We start from the raw sequence: 21228 nt of genomic DNA on the forward strand, positions 1-21228 counted from the left end.
GGCTGAATTACTTCCTTAATTTAAAGACCAATTATGCGATTACTTATTATTTCTTCCTTATTACTATTGACCTCTTTCAGTTGCCAAAACAGCGCAGTCAATACAACTGATACTGCTCCCGCTGAAAAGCCGTTGAGTCCGCACGAAACCGCCATGATTATGATTGGCGATGCTCATATCCATCTGGATTATTCTTCACCTGGCGTTCGGGGGCGAACCATTTTTGGCGAGCTGATCCCTTATGGCGAATTGTGGAGAGCAGGTGCAAATGACGCTACTTGGATAGAAACAAACCGAGATTTATTAATCAACAATCAAGTTTTACCAGCAGGGAAGTACGGTTTTTTTGTTGTACCCAATACGGATAAGTGGACCATTGTCATTAACAAGCGCTGGGACCAGCACGGGGCCAATAAATACCAGGAAAATGAGGATGTACTGAGGGTAGATGTAAAGCCTGTTTTACTGACTGAGGTGAAAGAACATCTAATATATGAGCTTGTTCAAGTTAGTGAAGATTCGGGGCTCTTAAGTTTAGCCTGGGAGAAGATTCGGGTAGAACTGCCCTTTGCAGTTAGTGAACTAAACCAATAGCATGAAATACGTCATAAGTTTTTTAATTATACTTCTTCATTTAACTGGCCTGCTTGCTCAAACAAAAGCTTCGGAGGAGGGCAATATTGACAATTTGCCTGTTCGACAATACGAGCTCACCATTGAGCAAAAGGGAGTCAATATTACTGGAAAGGAAGTCATGGGGATGACCGTCAATGGTTCTATTCCGGGGCCGACATTACGATTTACAGAAGGTGAATATGCCGTGATAAAAGTAACCAATTTGATGGAGGTTGAAACCTCTGTACACTGGCACGGATTATTGTTACCCAATTTCTATGATGGCGTCCCTTATCTGAATACTCCTCCTATTAAGCCCGGAGAATCCTTTACTTACGAATATACAATTAAACAGTCTGGTACTTATTGGTATCATTCTCATACGATGCTTCAGGAACAAGCTGGTGTTTACGGCTCTATCGTCATCGAACCTAAGGAAAAAAAACTGGAATACGATACTGATTTGGTAATTGTACTCTCGGACTGGACCAATGATAAGCCCATGCAAGTATTACGCAACCTGAAAAGAAGGAATGAATGGTTTGGCATCAAAAAAGGTACAGCTACACCACTCAATCAGGTCATTGCTAGAGGTGCGCTGGGCGCTCAGTTCAATTTCTGGAAACAGCGTATGGAGGGTGCCGACATTGCCGATGTGTACTATCCTGCTTTTCTAACCAATGGCCAGCCTAGTCAAGATTACCCGGATTTTGAAGCAGGAGAAAGAATTCGTTTGCGATTTATCAATGCTGCTGCTTCTACGTATTTCTGGCTGACCTTTGGGGGGGAGGACCCCTTATTGGTGGCAGCTGACGGCTTAAATGTAGTTCCTGTAAATAGGAATAAAACGTTGATTGCCATTGCGGAAACCTATGACTTTATCATCACTATTCCAGAGAATGGAAAGTTGGAAGTCAGAGCGATGGCTCAAGACGGCTCAGGATTCACCAATAGCTTTTTGGGGAAAGGAGAGGTAATTCCAGCCCCTGTAGTACCACGGCCAGACAAAATTGGAATGATGAAAATGATGGCCCAAATGGATATGAAAATGGGTGCTCCCGCTCTTAAATATCGTCCTGGCATGGATGAACGTTTCGAAATGAAAGAGACATACGGTATGCAGATGAATGCAGAGAAGGGAATGAAAGGCATGGCTGGTATGAAACATCACGACAACAAAAAGGCTGCCGAAGCTCCACAGAAGGATTCTATGCAGATGGGACAGATGGATATGCCCAAGGGAGACGCACCCATGAGAGAGATGGAAGCAGGGGAGGTGCCGATGACAGGAATGAGCATGTATAGTGAGTTCAACTACGATTATTTACGATCCACTGCTGAAACAGTATTTCCAGAAGATTTACCAGTAAAGGAGGTCTTACTTAATCTGACGGGCAATATGAATCGCTACGTATGGAGTATGAACGGTGTGCCAATATCGGAAACGGATGAAATAAAAATAGCCCAGGGTGAGGTAACGAGAATCCGGCTCAATAATCTGACGATGATGCACCATCCTATGCATTTACACGGTCATTTCTTCCGAGTTATAAATAAAAATGGTAGTCATTCCCCACTTAAGCATACGGTAAATGTACCTCCGATGCAAGAGGTGACAATTGAATTTTATGGGAATGAATACGGCGATTGGTTCTTTCATTGCCATATTTTGTACCATATGATGGGCGGGATGGCGAGGGTTTTTAGCTATGATACGCCTCGTGATGAACGCATGGAACCGTTTCCCACGGAAGAAATCACTAAGGAAACCGACTTGTTCTATACCTGGGGAATGGTTGACCTTGCTTCACAGATGACAGCTCTGAATGTAACCTCGGCCAATATTCGTAATCAGTTCAATCTAAGTGCGGAATTTGGGTATAATAACAATATGGAGGCAGAGGTCTCCTACGAGCGGTACCTCTATGATTATGTTCGAGTTTTTGGGGGAGTCAATGTGGAAAACACAATTCCTGATAATTTGGACTCGCTTAGTATTACTGCCGTAGCCGGGCTAAGATTTTTAACGCCCTATCTCTTTAATCTGGATGTTAGAATAGACGATCGATTACGTCCTCGAATAGGAATAGGAAGGAGTGTTATGATTTTTCCCCGCCTTTCTGTTTTTGGCTATTATGAATACCAGGCTGATTTTGGAGTGATTACCGATTTTGAGAACCAGGTCAATTATGAATCTGAAACGGTATGGAGTGCAGGACTAGAGTACTTATTGGGAAAAAATATTTCACTACTGGCCAGTTATGACAATCGATTTGGAGCTGGTGGTGGATTAAGTTTAAGATTTTAAAAAACGGACAATATGAAACAGTGTTGTCAAACCAATGATAAGCCTTCGAAGGTTAGAGTGCTATATAACAAGCTTATAAAGCTGATTCTTGTCCTTTTGTTGCTTGCAATCATTGTCTCTTACATCAATTGTTAATCTAAAAATATTAAGATGAAGACTTTAAAAATTATGTTTTTGACACTATCACTGCTGGGAATAGGTGTTGCCTTTAGTGCCTGTGGTGGTAGTAGTCATGCCGATGAAATGAAACAACAAACTAAAGAATACACCTCTGCTTATGTATGTCCAATGCACTGCGAAGGAAGTGGAAGCGAAGAACCCGGTAAATGCCCCGTTTGTGGGATGGAGTATGTGGAAAATGAATCTCACAATTCTGAGGGTGCTGCTGGTCATGAAGGACATGACCATTAAGGTACTTAGAGGGAGGTCTTATAAAATAATTCCTCCCCTAGTTTTAGAACCAATTGTTGATGTTTATCAAAGAACAAGATTCTCTATAAATGACCAACCTTCCACGGAAGTCTTCTTTGAAGCCTCAGGTATTGACCAAAGGAGCTTTTATCTACAGTGAAGGTGATCCGGCAAAGTACTTGTTTACGGTACTCAAAGGAAGAGTAAAACTACTAAAGAGAGGGAAGAGAGGCAGTACTCGTAATGTCATTTTAAGAGTTGTTCAACCTAATGAGAGATTTGGAATACTTGATTTTTTTGATGCTTCACATGTTCGCCGGTACGACGCAGTGAGCATGGACGATGAGGTAATATTAAGCCTCACTTTATTTTCTGACTTCAAGGTGGTGTTAGACAACGATCCACAGTTACAAATGAGGCTATGCCAGGAGTTTCTGCAAATGAGTAATAAGTTATGGTTTACCTACCAAAATTTACTCCTCAATCGTACCATCAAAAAGGTCACTGTTACACTAAAAAACCTTGCTTCTTCCTATGGAGAGAGGACAGAGGACGGAGTAGAAGTACAAGGGTATACACATCAGGAATTGGCTGAAGTGATTGGGATATCCCGCCAAAGTGTGTCAACGTCATTAGCTTATCTGCAAAAAGAAGGATTTCTTCGCTACCAAAGATCAAGCTTTGAAATACTAACTTCTGTAAAAAAGAAGAACTGAGTTTTTACAATTACAGCAAAACTATTTAAAATTTAACTATGAAAAATTTACAGCAAAATAAATTCGCCATTGCATCAGGGGGAGCCTCCGTAGTTGTTTACCTAGGCTGTTTTTTGGTTATGCAATTATTGGGAACAGAGAGCCTCGTTAAACTTTCGAACCTCTTGTTTCACGGAATGGACTTTTCAACTATTATCCGGACGGATATTTCATTCCTTGAAACCTTGATAGGAACTGCGGCCTCATTTGTTTTCTGGGCTGTTATTGGTTATGTAGTTGCGTTCATTTACAATAAATTGAATTAGTAACTACGAAAAAAACAGAATATGAAACAGTACAAAATAAGGTGGTTTGATGAAAAAAATATTGATTAAGAATATGGTTTGTGACCGCTGTATTACAGTGGTTAGACAACAAGTTGAAGCGTTAGGACATCCTATTGCTCGAATTAAATTGGGAGAAGTTGAGTTTGTAAAACCTGTAGGAGCCTACAAACTCGCAGAGATTGAAACTGCTTTGATAGATCATGGATTTGAACTACTCAAAGGTAGGGATGCCGCCGCAGTTGAAAAAGTAAAGAAGCTGATTCTGGATCACCTGCACTGGCGAGAACAAAAACCAAGTAGCATGAACTTCTCGGACTACTTGGCAAAAGAAATAGGCATGAATTATTTCGCCATATCAAAGTTGTTCTCATCAACTGAAGGCCTAACGATTGAAAAATTCTTGATCCTGCAAAAAATCGAACGGGTGAAAGAACTATTAGTGTACAATCAAAAGAGCCTAAGTGAAATCGCCTTTGAGCTGGAATATAGTAGTGTATCTCACCTATCCAGACAATTCAAGAGTGTAACAGGGCTAACTCCCTCCTCATTTAGAAAACTTGGTGTTGAAGGACGTAGGTCATTAGATAAAGTTTGTTCAAATAATATTGAGGTTAGCTCCCCAAAAGAATGACAAAAATCACCGAAAAATCGAGTTAATTAAGCTATCTTACAATTAATGTAGTCTTAATCATAAATCATCACACTTGTTAAAGGCCTTCTCAAATATTACTCTTGCGTTTTTAATCTTCATAAGCTCGACGGGCTTTTGGATAGAAGGGCATTATTGCCAAGAGCAAAATGAGAAGATAAGCCTGTTTTCATTCTTCAGTAGTTGTTGTGATGATGAAGATCAATCATCCTGTTCTCACGATTCCCAAAAAGAAGCAGACCATAGTGAACATGGAGATTGTTGTAAACTCTCTTTTAGCTTTCATAAATCTGACCTCAAACCAAGTGTTTTAAGCCAGAATTTAAGCACCTCTTACGAATTATTTGCAGTCCCTCCGAGTTGTCTGCCTATAGTTAATTCTACTATTCCTAGAGGACACGATCTTCCACTAAGGATATACGTCCCTCCTCCTATCTTGACGGATTACCAAGCTCAGTTTCAAGTCTTTATTTGTTAGCCTCCCTTTTCTTCGATCAGTTGAAGGGTTTATCCATGTTGCTACCTGTATCTGGGGCGAGGTGTGTCGTGCTGTAGGTGAATTTCACGCACGATACCTTCTTTCTTTATTGCAGTAACTAAAGCTACTGTGGAGTAATCATCTCCACGTATAACGGGATAAAGCTTCAACTTCATAGGCTATCATTGTAGAAATTTCAAACAACACTATTATGAATACCAATTCATTGAGTACTCGGGAGCTAGTACTAAAAAACATGATCTGTACGAGATGCATAAAGGTCATTCGACAAGAGCTTGAACAATTAGGTGTTGAGGTGCTGTATTTACAACTAGGTAAGTTGAGAATACGATATGCAAGTCAAAAGGTTTCTTTTGATAAAATTCGAAACATTCTAGAAAAAGACGGTTTTGAATTAGCGAAGAACAAAGAAGAAATTCTTGTAGAAAGCATCAAGCGAATATTAATCAAAACAGTGAATTCAGTGCCTTTTACTATCGACAAGAACCTATCGGATTTCCTTGGAAAGACCCTTAATAAAGATTATTGGACACTGAGTAAAACATTCTCTAAGTTCGAGGGAACTACGATTGAAAAGTACTTTATCATGTTGAAGATTGAGAAAGCAAAAGAGTTGATTGGATATGGAGAAATGAATTTTTCTGAAATCGCATTCGGATTAGGTTATGCCAACCTCAATCATTTGTCTAATCAATTTAAAAAGCTTACAAATATGAGCATGAGTGATTATAAAAAGGTGGAGTTTAAACGCAGACTCCCGTTAGACAAAATTTTATAAACATTACCCCAAAAGGCATAAGCCCAGTGCTTTTAATATGCATAACTTTATAGAAGAGGGTGGGGTGTTAAGGAAAGGGTACTATTTCTTTACTAAGGCCCAAGCCTGATGTTCTCCTCCTCTATCAAACTTTAGAACACTAAAACATTAGTGACAACAAGAAGTGAAATGACAATAAAATTATTTTTTTTCTTTACCCTTTTCGCATCATCAGCATTGCTAGTTAACGTCAATGCTCAGGGGACATTTAGTACCACTAATGGTACTATCCAGATTGCTACTCTACTTAATGGTGAATCACTTATCGCTAAAAGTAACTTCTTGGTTGTAGCAATCAACTACGAATCGGCTCATTTTGAAATTCGCTTGGACAAATCCACCCTTCGAACTGGTGTGGATTCACTTGATGAGAAACTGAAAGATCTTCGGGGCGAGTTACTGATTTTTCAAGGAAAGCTAGGGGTCGAATTTGTTCAGACTCAAAGCCACCCACCACAAGATTTTGAGGTAGCAGGTTATTTGACATGTGCTCCACATTACGACTATATTGTTGGGCGGGGGCATTTGGAACATATTTTCGATGGTGTGTATTCCTGCATTCTCAATATGAGTTTTGATATTGATCTTAGGGAAACGATGATCGATATTGGCCTCGCCGGGTTGTCAAACGAAATTCATGTGGAAATCGTGCAAACGGTGCTTAAAAACGAATATGAATAATTCCTACATGATGGATGTGATACAAGAAATTAAAGGTGTAGGTATGTAGATAACGAAATTATTAATCAACAAACTATGAATAGACATATAATTTGGATGGTCATTGGATGCGGGCTTCCACTCTTGCTAATATTTATTGCTCCTGCACTCGGGTTGAGCGGAAATACATCTCTGTTCATCTTCATCATTATCATGTTTGGCTGCCATTTGCTCATGCCACATGGTCATAGTGAAAATCATGACAATAACTTACCTCAAGACAAAAATAGACATGAATCACATCAACATTAGAAAATTTGGCTTCGCCGTTGGCTCCACTGGAGTCCTTTTGTACCTAGGCTGCATTCTTGTGATGTGGACTGTGGGCAGAGAAGGCACTGCACAGTTTTTCAATAACCTGCTGCATGGTTTGGATACGAGTTCTATCATCAGAATGAATATACCTGTATCAGAAGCATTAATAGGGATAGGACAAACCTTTTTGGTCGGCTGGCTGATAGGAGCCTGCATAGCTGGATTCTATAATGCAGTAACAAAGGTCGATTAATGCAATACGCTTGGTTCATATGGTCAATAGTTTACTCATGAAAGCATGTAGAATAGGCGATGAGGTATGTGGATTCAGAAATAGACAGATTGATAATAGCGCTTAATTGGGCATGGAGTTATTTCACCTATTAATCATTCGAAAATATATAAAACAAAAAGTTCAGGAATATGAACAAAATTAAAGTGGCGGTAAATGGGTATGGTGTCATTGGTAAGCGAGTAGCAGATGCTGTTCTTGCTCAAGACGACATGGAACTAGTTGGTGTTTGTGATGTGGTTTCAGACTGGCGAATAAAGATGGCAGTAGAAAAAGAATACCCTGTTTTTGCTTTTGATGATTTGCATAAAAATCAAATGAAGGATGCAGGCATTCCAGTGGCAGGAACCTTAGCTGAATTGATTGAGGCCTCTGATATAATTGTCGATTGTACGCCAAAGAAAGTTGCGGCTGGTAACATCGAAAAGTATAAAGCTGCTAACCTTAAATTCATAGTTCACGGAGGGGAAAAACACGAAGTCACTGGTCATTCTTTCAGTGCCGAAAATAACTATGAGACCGCAATTGGCCGAGATTCCACCCGCGTAGTGTCCTGTAATACTACCTCAATACTACGAACGCTCACTGCTTTGAAAAGAGCTGGCCTACTCAAAAAAGCAAGAGGTACTTTGTTACGTAGGGCTACTGATCCCTGGGAAAGTCATTTAGGTGGAATTATGAATACCCTGGTTCCAGAGCAAGAAATTCCAAGTCACCAGGGACCAGATGCGCAAACAGTAGACCCAGAACTAGATGTCATCACGGCAGCAGTAAAAGTACCGCAAACCCTAAGTCATTTACACTATTGGAATGTACAAATGACCAGAAATGCTAGCAAAGAGGAAGTGTTGACTGCTATGAAGTCGTCGACAAGAACTCTCTTCATTAATTACGATGACGGCCTCTCGGCTAATAATGCCATCAAAGAATGGATGCTTGCCAAAGGTAGACCTTATGGAGATATGTATGAAGTGGCTTTATGGCAGGATATGCTTAAAGTTGTGAATGATGAATTGTTTTACGCCTATGTCGTCGACAATCAGGCTATCGTAATTCCGGAAACTATTGATGCAATCCGTGCACTGACTGGCATCGAAACAAACGCTCAGAACTCTATTCTAAAAACCAATCAAAGTTTGGGAATCTGACATATACCATACTTTTTCGAATTCGGTATAGGTCATTCTCTTTTTTAACAAAACAAGAAAATCGCAAAATGAAATCTATTCTAATTATCCCAGCAATTGCCGTTTTAATGATAATGAGTGCATGTAATAACGACAATCAGGGCCGTTCTGATAGCGAACAGCATAATGAAATGGACACTAATGAAAGTGAACATAAAACTACAACTATGCTTCCCCCACATTCGATGGATGTTGGAGGAAGTACTAACGACAATTTAGCAGGTCGCCAAGTGATAGCGCAGCAAGTATGTATGGTCAATGATACTTATATGGGTAAAGACCAGATCGCTGTCCCTGTGAATGGAAAAACTTACTATGGCTGTTGTCAGATGTGTGTTACTACCCTTAATGAACAGGAAAGTTCCCGCCAGGCTTCAGATCCGTTGACTGGAGAGGAGGTGGACAAGGCGGAAGCAATCATTGCTGTGCTCAATCAAGATGGTTCTGTTGGTTATTTCAAAAATGAAACCAACTATCAGAACTATGCTAACAAAAACGAATGATCATAATCATTAAAAATTAAAGTGACAAAGCACAAATAATTATTTGTTTATTCAAAATCAATCATTATGCATTTTTACGAAGGATATCATTTGGGAGGTATGCACCTCGTCTGGTGGCTTATTTGGATCATAGTCCTTGTCTGGATTTTTGCTACGCCTTGGGACATACCTGGGCAGCGAAAGCAGAAAGATGGACCTTTTGAAATTTTACAAAAAAGATACGCTGGTGGATCCATCTCTAAGGAAGAATATGAAGAGCGGAAGGCTATTTTGGAAAGAGATGGTGCGCTGTAGCCCGTTTGATGACTTTCACTAATGTACTAATCATCCTTATCCCTGGCGCGGAGTAGGAAAGGCAGAGAAAGGTTTTGTTAGAGCAAAAAACAATTGGTCATGGAAACATCAGAAATAAAGAACAGGCCCTTTCAGGCAAAAGAAGATAAGGAAAGACTCTTCCAGGCGCTGGAGGACGACGAACAACTATTCAAAGAGGCCCTCGAAGTGATGCTGACACTGGTCGTTTCTGACCCGAAGCTGACCGTCGATGTGGCCGACCTGATTGAATCCGATTTTAGGAACATATACCTGGCTATTATGAAAAAAATAGCCAGGGAAAACAGCAACGATAAATCAATGAGCTGTTGCAGTGATATTACTTGAAAACTAATGAAATCAGATTATGGAAATGATAAAAGTAGCAGTAAACGGATACGACCTCATTGGTGAATGGGTAGCGGACGCTGTCATGCTCTACCCCACACGGAATTAACGTGCGTCAGTGATGTAGTCTAGAGAAAGTCAATAGCCAATTAGGCGACCGGAACTCTATTTTAAGCCCTAAACACGAGTTCCTCAAATAATGAATCCACATGAGTAATAACCTTTTCATTACCAAAGCCTCTGGTGATACGGTGCCGTTTTCGGCAGAAAAACTCCGCCAATCGCTGCGTCGTGCAGGGGCAGAGAAGAAGGTGATAGATCGCATTCAAAAAGAAATAGAACTAAAGCTCTATCCAGGGATAAGGACTAAGGAAATTTACCGACAGGCATTTTCCTCGCTCAGGAAGGCCTCTACCCACTTAGCTGCCAAATATAAGTTGAAAAAAGCTCTTCAAGAGTTGGGGCCTACAGGTTTTCCTTTTGAAAAATATGTTAGCGAAATTTTAAAATATGATGGTTACAAAACAAAAGTTGGGCAAATTGTGCAGGGGCATTGCGTACAGCACGAGGTGGATGTCATCGCGACCAAGGAGGATCAACATGTTATGGTTGAATGTAAATTCCACAGTGACCAAGTACGGAAGTGCGATGTCAAAATCCCCCTTTACATTCACTCCCGGTTTCTGGATGTAGAAAAAGCATGGGAGCAACGCCCTGGACATGGCCATAGATTCCACCAGGGATGGGTGGTGACCAATACCCGCTTTACAACGGATGCGATTCAATACGGGACTTGCGTCGGGCTGAACCTCGTCTCTTGGGATTTTCCAAAAAAAGGCAGCTTGAGGGAGCGGATTGATGGTTCAGGGCTACATCCTATCACTTGTCTCACTACCTTAACTAAAAAGGAAAAACAGATGCTGTTAGATAAAGGCATCGTACTCTGTAGAGAGCTTTGCCAAAATGAGCAGTTGTTAAAAGAAATTGATATACAGCCTGCACGGCAAAAAAAAGTAATGGAGGAAGCAGCGCTTATTTGTGAAACAAAAATCCACTCAAAATGAATGATAATATTCAGATCCATTTTCTCGGTGCTGCAGGGACCGTAACTGGCTCCAAATACCTAATTGAGGTTTTGGGCAAAAAAATCATGGTGGATTGTGGCCTTTTCCAGGGGCTAAAAAAACTACGGAATTTGAACTGGGATACCTTCCCGGTAAACGTGTCGGAGATAGATGCTGTTTTGCTTACTCACGCCCATCTCGACCATACGGGCTACCTGCCACGATTGGTCAAATCAGGGTTTAAAGGCAAAATATACGGCACAGCCCCTACGCTCGACATCGCAGAAATCATCCTGCGGGACAGCGCTAAAATTCAAGAGGAAGAAGCGGCCCACGCTAATAAGTATGAATACTCAAAACATAAGCCAGCCAAGCCATTGTACAACCTAAAAGATGTGGACAGGACGCTCTCGCGGTTTGAGGAAGTGCAACTCGACCAATGGTTACCGTTTTTTGAAGGCATCAAGGTCAGGTATCAATACAACGGCCACATTCTCGGTGCTACTTTCATCGAAATGGATGCTGCTGGAAAGCGGTTGGTCTTTTCAGGTGATATCGGACGGGAAGAGGACTATTTGCTTTTTTCGCCGAAAAGGCCCGAGCGGGCTGACTTCCTGTTTATCGAAAGCACCTATGGCGACCGCCTACACTCAGAGGGGGATATTGAACAGGAACTGCTCCAACACATCGAAGAAACTTATCAGGACGGTGGGACACTCATCATCCCCAGTTTCGCTGTGGAACGCACCCAAACGCTGATGTATTTGCTTTGGAAACTACGTGAAAAAGGGCTAATGCCTAACATCCCCGTGTACATGGACAGCCCTATGGGGGCTAAAGTACTGGATGTGTTTCACCGCTCCGCTGCTTGGCACAAATTGCCGGAAGAAGATTGTAACAAAATGTGCGATTATATCCAAACGGTCTCCAGTTTTCGGGAAACATGGGCAATCATTGATGACAAATCTCCAAAAATCGTGATCGCGGGCAGCGGCATGGTAACAGGAGGTCGGGTACTCACCTACTTGACCAAATATTTAGAGAGACCGGAAACCCGGTTGTTACTGGTAGGCTATCAGGCGGAAGGCACCCGTGGCAGACAATTGCAGGAAGGGGCCCACGAAGTGAAGATTTACGGAAAATACTATTCTGTCAGTGCCAAAATTGTGAGGATAAATGGGCTGTCGGCACATGCCGATCAGCGGGAGTTATTGAACTGGATGGGCGGAATAAAGAATACACCCGAAAAGGTTTTCATCGTACATGGCGAAGCACATGCTGCGGATGTATTGCGAGTGAAAATCAAAGATGAATTTGGTTGGGATTGCATTGTGCCGGAGTTATATTCGATTGAAACAATTGAACTACAAGAGTAAAAAAGCTTAGCGAGTAATCAATCAAAATAAACCATGCTCATACACAATCTAATAATTAAACTGGTGAAGCCTTTCATCAATTCATCAGCGCGAAAGGTTTTGGGGCGGCTTCTTGATAAAAGCACAGTTCAAACTTTGCTCAAAAATGCTTGGGAGGAATATGGCATCTTAAAAAAAGAAGTACATCCTGAGCCAAACTTCGGAGCGAGAATCATGGTGGAATTGGCCGTGATTTCGGAAACGTTTTTCCGGCAGCTTGCTGGAAAAATGAGTGAACAGGAAGCCTACCGGATTTTCAACGAAATAGCCTGGGACATCTACTCGAAAATGGAAAAAACTACCTATCGGCTCACCGGGCTGACTTCCAAAAACAAGTACGACCACCTGCTAAAAGCCACCCGACTGTTCCGGACATTTCCTTTTTCCAGCCCGTCATATCAGTGGAAAGATTTACCCGCAGAGCCAGGTGTGGTTGCTTTTGATTGTGAGCGCTGCCCAGTAGCTAATTATTTCAAAAGTAAGGAAAATGCTGCACTGGGGTTTAACACTTGGTGCCAGTTGGATTACAAACTTGCAGAACTGTGGGGCGGCAACCTAAGGCTGACCAATACGATTGCAGGTGGGGCCGAGGTTTGCGATTTCAGATGGAAGGTGGATGAAGATGAAAGAGAAAACAAAACATAGAGCGTATTGGAGGTTTTTGACCATCGGAATCGTTGAAAAACAACCAGATTGGTTTCAAAGGCTGACCATCTCAAAAAAAGTGGGAAAAGAAGGTAGTAACCCCAAGGTGAAAATATAAGCATCGTAGCTAAGTGGACAAAATGGATAAATACAAAAAAAATAGTTTAAGTTTAACTGGAGCAGTGGCACTTGGCACCGGGGTCATGATAGGGGCCGGCATCTTTGCGTTGTTGGGGCAGGTGGCGGAGCTTGCAGGAACTTTGTTTCCTTTGGCCTTTTTAGTCGGGGCAGTCATCTCCGGTTTTAGTGCCTATTCCTATATAAAGTTATCCAATACTTACCCATCAGCGGGTGGCATTGCCATGTACCTCAAAGAGGCCTATGGAAAAGGTACGATTACTGCAGCGGGAGCTCTTTTAATGGCTTTTTCAATGATTATTGGTGAAAGCTTGGTGGCCCGCACATTTGGATCATATACCCTACAGCTTTTCGATGTAGGAGAAAATAGTATTTGGGTACCTGTTTTGGGTGTTTTATTATTGGTGGTTGCCTTTTTAATCAATATTTCCGGTAATAAGGTGATTGGCCGCTCTTCTCAAGTGTTGGCAGTTATCAAAATTGGGGGACTTGCCATCTTCGCCCTTGGTGGTTTATGGGCAGCAGGTTTTTCATTTGGTGAAGCCTTGCCTTCTTCCATCTCCAGTGAACATACGGTATCCAGTTATATAGGGGCCTTGGCTTTTACCATCCTGGCTTATAAAGGTTTTACAACCATCACAAACAGTGGGGGGAGATTGTGAATCCTAATAAAAATGTGGGACGAGCAATAATGATTTCGCTACTTCTGTGCACACTTGTGTATGTATTGGTGGCTTTGGCGGTTTCAGTCAATTTATCAATCCCCGAGATTATAGCAGCCAAAGATTTTTCGCTCGCAGAAGCTTCCAAACCAGCATTTAGTAAATATGGATTGTGGTTTACGGTGGGTATTGCCATAGTAGCCACTATTTCGGGGGTTATTGCTAGCCTGTTTGCCGTTTCCAGAATGACAGCTATGCTTACGGAAATAAACCTTATCCCACATAAACATTTTGGAATGCCTGGTCGATTACAAAAGCACATGCTCGTTTATACCGTGGTTATAGCTATTATACTCACCGCATTTTTCGATCTAAGCCGGATTGCTTCGCTTGGAGCTATTTTTTACCTAACGATGGACGTAATACTCCAATGGGGGGTATTAAAAAATCTTAGAAAAAAAGTTAAAGCCAATATCTTAATTGTTACCACTGCTATTTTACTCGACTTAGTGGTATTGGGTGCATTTGTTTGGATAAAAGCCTCCAGTGATCCTTTGGTAATAGTAGTTTCCACAGTACTTATGGTTTTAGTTTTTGTTGGAGAAAGGTGGTTTTTACAATGGGAAACAAACGAGAAGAGTTAAAATGGAGTCAGCGAACCGATGAAAGCGGTCAGGTTTTCTGACAAAATCAACAAGCGCTCTTCCAATCAAAATGAGCTGAATTGAAAAAGATGATTTTATTAATGTTTTTAACCATCATAATTGCCTTTGCAGGGGTCGGAGTACACGGCTACCTCAAAGGAGTCATGGCACAACCTTATGACTCAGAAAAAATGATGCTGAACTATGAGCGCATTGGCAATGGCCCGAAAAAGATGATTCTTCTGCATGGTTTGACAGGTTCATTGAAATATTGGAAAGCTGGATTGGGTGAATTACCTGATTATAGTTCTTATTCATTATTGCTTGTTGACTTATTAGGTTTTGGGGATTCCCCAAAACCTAATAGCAAATATGACCTTAAAGAGCATTTGGGGGCTATAGAAAAAGTGATAAAACAAGAGGGCTTTGATGATGGCGATGTCATGGTCGTAGGACATTCACTCGGCTCAATTTTGGCCATCGGACTTGTTGGGGAACACCCTGATTGGTTTCAACATCTGGCCATCATTGGGCTTCCTAGTTATAGCGGAAAAGAAGCTATAAAAACCAAATTGGGCAAGGCTTCCCTCTTCGATGGCGTGAGTGTGGATTCCAGGTATAAATTCGTTTGCTTTTTCCATCCACTGTACATGACGGAGTGGTTTCGGCCAAATAATATCCCGAAGGATATTTTTAGAGACGCCGGCAAACACACTTGGGTAAGTTATTACCGCACACTGGATAATGTCATTATAGATACTGATTTGCGGGAATTGGCTTCCCGAATCAAGGACAAGAAAATCCTGCTCATACATGGTGAAAACGACGCTGCCGCACCGATTGAAAACGTGGAGGTATTGCTTCCTATTTTCACCAACTCAAAATTTGAAAGGCTAACAAATGCTGACCACCATGTTTATTTGGCGTCCCCAGCGAAGGTCTGGGCTTTGATTAATGATTTTGAAAAAGTACATTAAAATATGACAACCATTCGAAAAATAACCGACCTGCTTGGCTCTGAGGCCTTATGGCTGCTTGAGCATCAATGCACCCTAATTTCAAAAGAATCACTGGAGCTTCCTGCCCCTGATTATTTGGAAAAAGTATTTATCAACAGTAACCGTAATCCTCAAGTACTGCGCAGTTTGGCGCAACTTTTTGGGCATGGAAATCTGGGTGACTCCGGCTATTTGAGTATACTGCCCGTTGACCAGGGGATTGAACACAGCGCCGCTTTTTCTTTTTATAAAAACCCTGAATACTTCAAGCCAGGAAATATTGTTCGTCTGGCCATCGAAGCGGGCTGCAACGGCGTGGCTTCTACTTTTGGTGTGCTCGCTTTAAATGCTAGGAAATATGCCCACAAAATACCCTTCATTGTTAAAATTAATCATAACGAATTGCTCACCTATCCTAATAAACATGATCAAGTAATCTTCGGTAAGGTGCGAGAAGCGTGGAATCTAGGTGCGATAGCTGTAGGGGCAACTATTTATTTTGGCTCAAAGGAAAGCAACCGTCAATTACAGGAGATTGCAGAAGCATTTGCTCAAGCCCATGAATTGGGTATGGCGACTATTCTGTGGTGTTATACCCGTAATGATGCTTTCAAAACGGAGGAGCAGGATTATCACTCCGCCGCTGATTTGACTGGTCAGGCCAATCATCTTGGCGTCACCATCCAAGCCGATATCATCAAGCAGAAATTGCCTTCTACTAATTACGGTTTCCGAGATATTCAATTCGGAAAATATAGCAAGGAAATGTACGAAGCCCTTACCACTGACCATCCGATTGACCTCTGCCGTCTTCAGGTCGCCAACTGCTACATGGGGCAGATTGGGCTGATAAATTCCGGAGGTGGTTCAGAGGGCGGTTCTGATTTAGCAGAAGCAGTAAAGACTGCCGTTATTAACAAACGGGCAGGGGGTATGGGCCTCATCCTTGGTAGAAAAGCATTTCAGCGACCGATGAAGGAAGGCGTTGAAATCATCCAGCATGTCCAACAAGTGTATCTGGAAAAGGAAATTACCATTGCCTGATTACAAAAAAAAGAAATGAACTACGATTCAAACATATTGAAACTCAAACGCCTCGGTATTGATACCCAAAGAGAGTATTTCGTATACATGCGTTCGGATTGCCATATCTGCATTTCTGAAGGATTCGAGGCACTGACGAGGGTTGAAGTGACGGTAAAAGGGAAAACCATTATCGCGACCTTGAATGTACTGCATAGTGAGCTGCTCCAACACGGCGAAGCCAGTTTGTCGGAAAGTGCGTGGAGAGCCTCAGGAGCCAAAGAAGGAGATACGATTGCCTTTGCTCACTTACAGCCAGTTCATTCGATGAGTTATGTACGGTCAAAAATGTATGGCAATAAGTTAAACGACGAATCTTGCCAATCCATCATTTCAGATATTGCAGAAGGCAAATATTCCAATATTGAACTTGCAGCATTTGTTACAGCCTGTGCAGGCAAAAACCTCGACGCTATCGAGATTGCTGGTTTAACTAAGGCAATGGTAGCAGTAGGAAAAAAAATGGATTGGGGTAAGGATATAGTAGTCGACAAACATTGCGTCGGTGGCTTGCCTGGTAATAGGACTACGCCTATTGTGGTATCTATCATAGCTGCTGCTGGGTTGACTATTCCCAAGACCTCTTCCCGTGCTATTACTTCACCTGCGGGAACCGCTGATACGATGGAAACTATGACACCTGTCAATCTCTCTTTAGCGGAAATAAAGAAAGTGGTCAAACAGGAAGGAGGTTGTATTGTATGGGGTGGTGCCGTAGAGCTTAGCCCTGCCGATGACGTACTTATTAAAATAGAAAAGGCGCTTAATATAGACAGTGAAGGTCAAATGATAGCTTCCGTCCTATCTAAAAAAGTAGCAGCAGGTTCGTCTCATGTGATAATTGATATTCCTGTGGGCAAGACAGCTAAAGTCCGTTCTGAGTCAGATGCAAAGCATTTAGAATTTTATTTTCATAGGGTAGCTCAAGAAATTGGATTGAACATCAAAGTACTGATTACTGATGGCTCTCAACCTGTAGGAAGGGGTATTGGGCCGTCCCTTGAAGCCTTAGATGTACTGGCTGTTTTCCGACAAATCAATAACCGTCCTCTGGACCTGGAAGAAAGAGCCATTTTGATAGCAGGTGAACTACTGGAAATGGCAGATGAAGTCACTTCAGGTAATGGTCATGCAATGGCAAAGAGGCTGTTGCAGAGTGGTATTGCTTGGAAGAAATTTCAAGCAATTTGTGAAGCACAAGGTGGTTTTCGTGAACCTGTTCTGGGAAACCTGCAGCACGAAGTACTGGCTAGGAACAGCGGTCAAGTATTCGAAATTGACAACCGACGCTTGGCTAAGGTGGCTAAGCTATCGGGAGCTCCCTCCCGCCCCGGAGCGGGGGTTCTAATGCACTGTAAAATTGGACAACGCATGATAGCAGGTGAACCTATGTTCACCCTTTACGCTGAGACTTCCGGAGAATTGAACTACGCGAAAGATTATTTGGAAAAAGAATTTAATGAAATCATAAAATTATCCTGAATGGAAACTATTCTTTTCGCTTTACCGGGAAATGAAAAATTGGCGAAGACCTTAGCAGTTAAACTAAATGCCGAAATGGGTGAGGTTACCATCCGCCGCTTCCCCGACGGCGAGTCATATGTCCGAATCCACTCTAATATCGCAGAGAAAAAGGTGGTTCTTCTCTGTTCACTTCATCAGCCAGATGAGAAACTGTTGCCGCTCTATTTTTTGTCTAAAGTGGCAAAAGAGTTGGGGGCAAGATGCACCTGCTTGGTAGCTCCCTATTTGGCTTACATGAGACAGGATAAAATTTTCCATCCTGGTGAAGGAGTAACTTCAAAATACTTTTCCCAGCTAGTTACTGGCTTTGCTGATAGCCTGATTACTGTTGATCCACACCTGCACCGCATCAGCAGGCTGGGCGATATTTACGACATACCCACAGAGGTACTCCATGCGGCAGACGCTATTTCTGATTGGATAAAAAAGCACATCGAAAACCCAGTGTTGGTTGGCCCTGACAGCGAAAGTGAGCAGTGGGTCTCAGAGGTGGCAAAAAATGCTGGTGCACCATTTATGGTCTTGAAAAAAATAAGGCATGGAGACCGAAACGTGGAAGTCTCGGTTCCGGAGTTAGAAGCTTACCGCAATCACACACCTGTATTGGTGGATGATATTATCTCCACGGCAAGGACGATGATTGAAACAGTTGGGCATTTGAAAAAAGCGGGCATGAAGCCTCCTGTTTGTATTGGCATACATGCTATTTTTGCTGATAATGCTTATCAGGATTTGTTGGACGCAGGAACTGCTAAAGTCGTGACCTGCAACACCATTCCACACAAAAGCAATAGCATTGATTTGAGTGAGTTGTATGTGGATTTTATTCAAAATTTCGAAAAACCAACTATTGCAAAAGATATAAAAAATTATTTATTCATATTGGGTTGTTTCCTATTTCTTCTTCCGCTCAATGGGTTTGCCCAGAACGAAGAAGGTATGTTGATTTTCCAAATTGACGGCAACCGTTATTATCGAAAAAATTACGACGGGAACAATAAGCTAACAAGCTATCAGGCCATCGAGGTTGGCAGTCTTAAAGCCAGTGCAGAAAAAGTTGAAGCGAAACTGACCGTGGTTACTTACGATGCCAATGATAATATGAAAGACGCTTCCCAAACGGTCATCACTTGCGATCCGGCGACGAGCGAGGTCATGATGGGGATTTTTCCATTTGCCGGAGGTGCCACCAATAAATCATTGAAAATTGAGCCAGAAGATAATAGCCAAATATATCCCGAAGGTTGGAGGGAGCAAAATACGCTAAGAGACTTCGTCTTCAATCTCGATTTCAAAGGTGGTGCAGCTGGTTTTTTTGGTACTAGTAGCAAGGTCTCTTTTACGGAAAGAAGTGTAAAGAAATCTAGTGAAAATACTTACCGGATATCAGGTAACATGACTCTGGTAGCCTATATAATAGGGGTAAGAATTTCAACTATAGAGTACCGTTATTTTGAAGATATTGACCAGGAGGCAGGTATTATCTATCAAAAATTTACTGAAAAAAATGGAAATTATTTCACCATTAAAATAATAAGATAATCAAATGAAAAGTACCGCAGCAATTCAAGATGCACGAATAAAAAACATCTTGGTTCCTACCGATTTTTCTGATTGTGCCAATGCCGCATCAGCCTTCGCTATTCATTTAGCACAAAAGGCTGGAGCAGGAGTACATTTTTTACATTTACAGCATACACCAGTAAATTGGGTGAAGCTGTCAAAAGAAAAAGAAAAACGTTACCCGGAAACCCTTCGGGCTATTGGGCATGCTAAAAGTGAATTGTCTGGATGGGTACGAAAGACGAAAGAAGCAGGCTTGCAAGCGGAGCGTTTCCTGGTATTTGACTCGGGCGAAGAAGAAATACGACGCCACTTGGAAGCCCATCAACATGATTTTCTGGTCATGGGTTCACATGGAGTCCAAGGTCTAGAGGAGAGCCTGATCGGTAGCAATGCTCAACAGATACTTAGGAAGGCGTCTGTTCCCGTTTTGGTAATCAAAAAACCTGTTTCTAGGCCGATCAAAAACATCCTTTTTGTTTCTGATTTCACGGATGTTTCCAGCGCTTCCTTCCATACATTGATCCATTTTGCCGACCTAATCGAGGCTCATATTGACCTGCTGTTTGTCAATACCCCCAATCAGTTTACAGAATCTGCGGAGACCAACAAAAACATGGATAGACTTATGACCCATTGTAATCGGGAAGACAGCTGTACCAGGAATATCATCAATGCTGCTACTGTGGAGGATGGAGTACGAGATTTTAATCAGGAAAGATCGATGGATTTAATTGCCATTTGTACACATGGGAAGAGTGGCTTACAACAGTTGTTTTCACCGAGTATAGCCGAGAAAATAGCCAACCATTCGATGCTGCCAGTGCTGAGTATAAGGTTGTAATTAGTTTTAAGAAAACCACTGCTATGTCAGTTAATAATACCCTTCGCGGTGCCTTTTTTTATAAGCAGTTATACCAAAAAACAATATTTGCGATAGCAAGTGTTTTGGGTGTAGGTCTACTTTATATTCTGATGATGTCTTTCATTGATCATCAGGCATTCCCTTTTGATTATTTGATATTGGTACTTGCTTTAGCGAAAACAGGTATTATTGCCTTTACCACCTTAAAGCAACTAGCGAAATTAATCAGGATCTGTCATTCCGCTGAGCGTCTGCTTTGGGTCTTTGGGCTGCTGATAGCTATCAGTATTTTCTCTTTTGCAACGGATTATACTTGCCTTTATCAATTTGATCATACCACCTTTGACAGTGTACAGGCACAATCTGAGACTTACATATACCATTTATATCACTTCGTGTATTTCAGTGTGATCACATTTGCTACTGTAGGTTATGGAGATATTGTACCCGTTTCTGAGATAGCCCGGCTAGTGGTGATGCTCGAAATATTTTTGAGCTTTTTTCTAGTAGTCTTTGCCTTAGCTAATATTAAAAAAATTCACATTAAAGAGTGAATAATTATTGAACTAAATAGCCTGTCGACTCGTACTTCCAAGTCTGCTAAAAAAGATGGGTGAATTACTCGACCTCGCTTCAAGGTGACAAGCTTTAATGAATATTGAACACGAA

The 21228-nt window shown here is 41.7% G+C and carries 22 protein-coding genes and 2 pseudogenes; all 24 read left to right on the forward strand.

All coding sequences use genetic code 11. The annotated features are described in order from the left end of the window. Positions 1–33: 33 nt before the first annotated feature. Positions 34–594 carry a DUF2911 domain-containing protein gene (locus tag A3EU_RS0103995; RefSeq protein WP_020534833.1) on the forward strand — a complete coding sequence of 187 codons (561 nt, stop codon included), beginning with the start codon at positions 34–36 and terminating at the stop codon, positions 592–594. A gap of 1 nt (position 595) precedes the next feature. Next, positions 596–2923: a multicopper oxidase domain-containing protein gene (locus tag A3EU_RS0104000; RefSeq protein WP_020534834.1), complete on the forward strand. Its 2328-nt coding sequence runs from the start codon at positions 596–598 to the stop codon at positions 2921–2923. Positions 2924–3073: 150 nt separating this feature from the next. Next, positions 3074–3334, forward strand: a complete 261-nt coding sequence (locus tag A3EU_RS0104005; protein WP_020534835.1) for a heavy metal-binding domain-containing protein — start codon at positions 3074–3076, stop codon at positions 3332–3334. 89 nt (positions 3335–3423) lie between these two features. Next, a complete protein-coding gene (locus A3EU_RS0104010; RefSeq protein ID WP_020534836.1) occupies positions 3424–4050 on the forward strand; it encodes a Crp/Fnr family transcriptional regulator in 627 nt (208 codons plus the stop codon). A gap of 38 nt (positions 4051–4088) precedes the next feature. Beyond that, the gene (locus A3EU_RS0104015; RefSeq protein WP_020534837.1) at positions 4089–4355 is read left to right on the forward strand and encodes a DUF5676 family membrane protein; all 267 of its coding nucleotides are present in this window, start codon (positions 4089–4091) and stop codon (positions 4353–4355) included. A gap of 49 nt (positions 4356–4404) precedes the next feature. Beyond that, complete coding sequence (locus A3EU_RS29315; RefSeq protein ID WP_020534838.1) at positions 4405–5007, forward strand: helix-turn-helix domain-containing protein; 603 nt, start codon at positions 4405–4407, stop codon at positions 5005–5007. Between the two features lie 73 nt (positions 5008–5080). Beyond that, positions 5081–5503, forward strand: coding sequence for an HYC_CC_PP family protein (locus tag A3EU_RS35440; RefSeq protein WP_425412646.1), 423 nt, complete (start codon positions 5081–5083; stop codon positions 5501–5503). 211 nt (positions 5504–5714) lie between these two features. Continuing rightward, the gene (locus A3EU_RS0104025) at positions 5715–6302 is read left to right on the forward strand and encodes an AraC family transcriptional regulator (RefSeq protein WP_020534839.1); all 588 of its coding nucleotides are present in this window, start codon (positions 5715–5717) and stop codon (positions 6300–6302) included. 168 nt (positions 6303–6470) lie between these two features. After that, entirely contained in the window at positions 6471–7022 is a 552-nt protein-coding gene (locus A3EU_RS0104030) for a hypothetical protein (RefSeq protein WP_020534840.1), read from the forward strand. 271 nt (positions 7023–7293) lie between these two features. Continuing rightward, positions 7294–7569 carry a DUF5676 family membrane protein gene (locus A3EU_RS0104035; RefSeq protein ID WP_026211212.1) on the forward strand — a complete coding sequence of 92 codons (276 nt, stop codon included), beginning with the start codon at positions 7294–7296 and terminating at the stop codon, positions 7567–7569. 170 nt (positions 7570–7739) lie between these two features. Further along, the gene (locus tag A3EU_RS0104040) at positions 7740–8756 is read left to right on the forward strand and encodes a type II glyceraldehyde-3-phosphate dehydrogenase (protein ID WP_020534842.1); all 1017 of its coding nucleotides are present in this window, start codon (positions 7740–7742) and stop codon (positions 8754–8756) included. A 68-nt stretch (positions 8757–8824) separates the two neighbouring features. Next, positions 8825–9298: a hypothetical protein gene (locus A3EU_RS29320; RefSeq protein ID WP_020534843.1), complete on the forward strand. Its 474-nt coding sequence runs from the start codon at positions 8825–8827 to the stop codon at positions 9296–9298. Positions 9299–9364: 66 nt separating this feature from the next. After that, the gene (locus A3EU_RS0104050; protein ID WP_020534844.1) at positions 9365–9592 is read left to right on the forward strand and encodes an SHOCT domain-containing protein; all 228 of its coding nucleotides are present in this window, start codon (positions 9365–9367) and stop codon (positions 9590–9592) included. A gap of 99 nt (positions 9593–9691) precedes the next feature. Beyond that, positions 9692–9958: a hypothetical protein gene (locus A3EU_RS29325; RefSeq protein ID WP_020534845.1), complete on the forward strand. Its 267-nt coding sequence runs from the start codon at positions 9692–9694 to the stop codon at positions 9956–9958. Between the two features lie 209 nt (positions 9959–10167). After that, the gene (locus A3EU_RS0104060) at positions 10168–11022 is read left to right on the forward strand and encodes a restriction endonuclease (protein WP_020534846.1); all 855 of its coding nucleotides are present in this window, start codon (positions 10168–10170) and stop codon (positions 11020–11022) included. Continuing rightward, positions 11019–12398, forward strand: a complete 1380-nt coding sequence (locus A3EU_RS0104065; RefSeq protein WP_020534847.1) for an MBL fold metallo-hydrolase RNA specificity domain-containing protein — start codon at positions 11019–11021, stop codon at positions 12396–12398. Before A3EU_RS0104060 ends, A3EU_RS0104065 begins: the two co-directional genes overlap by 4 nt. 135 nt (positions 12399–12533) lie before the next feature. Beyond that, on the forward strand, positions 12534–13082 hold the full coding sequence (locus A3EU_RS32475; protein WP_169433318.1) for an L-2-amino-thiazoline-4-carboxylic acid hydrolase: 549 nt from the start codon (positions 12534–12536) through the stop codon (positions 13080–13082). A 140-nt stretch (positions 13083–13222) separates the two neighbouring features. Then, positions 13223–14526, forward strand: a pseudogene (locus A3EU_RS35345) (APC family permease). 89 nt (positions 14527–14615) lie between these two features. Further along, a complete protein-coding gene (locus A3EU_RS29340) occupies positions 14616–15503 on the forward strand; it encodes an alpha/beta fold hydrolase (RefSeq protein ID WP_083937248.1) in 888 nt (295 codons plus the stop codon). Between the two features lie 3 nt (positions 15504–15506). Beyond that, entirely contained in the window at positions 15507–16568 is a 1062-nt protein-coding gene (locus tag A3EU_RS0104085; protein WP_020534850.1) for a class I fructose-bisphosphate aldolase, read from the forward strand. A gap of 15 nt (positions 16569–16583) precedes the next feature. Further along, entirely contained in the window at positions 16584–18089 is a 1506-nt protein-coding gene (locus A3EU_RS0104090) for a thymidine phosphorylase family protein (RefSeq protein WP_020534851.1), read from the forward strand. Then, positions 18090–18959: pseudogene (locus tag A3EU_RS35445) on the forward strand (ribose-phosphate pyrophosphokinase); the annotation flags it as partial. Positions 18960–19677: 718 nt separating this feature from the next. Continuing rightward, positions 19678–20538 carry a universal stress protein gene (locus tag A3EU_RS0104100; protein WP_020534853.1) on the forward strand — a complete coding sequence of 287 codons (861 nt, stop codon included), beginning with the start codon at positions 19678–19680 and terminating at the stop codon, positions 20536–20538. Positions 20539–20561: 23 nt separating this feature from the next. Beyond that, positions 20562–21113, forward strand: coding sequence for an ion channel (locus tag A3EU_RS0104105; protein WP_020534854.1), 552 nt, complete (start codon positions 20562–20564; stop codon positions 21111–21113). Positions 21114–21228 lie beyond the last annotated feature (115 nt).

The organism is Lewinella cohaerens DSM 23179 (assembly GCF_000379805.1).
Lineage (GTDB): Bacteria > Bacteroidota > Bacteroidia > Chitinophagales > Saprospiraceae > Lewinella > Lewinella cohaerens.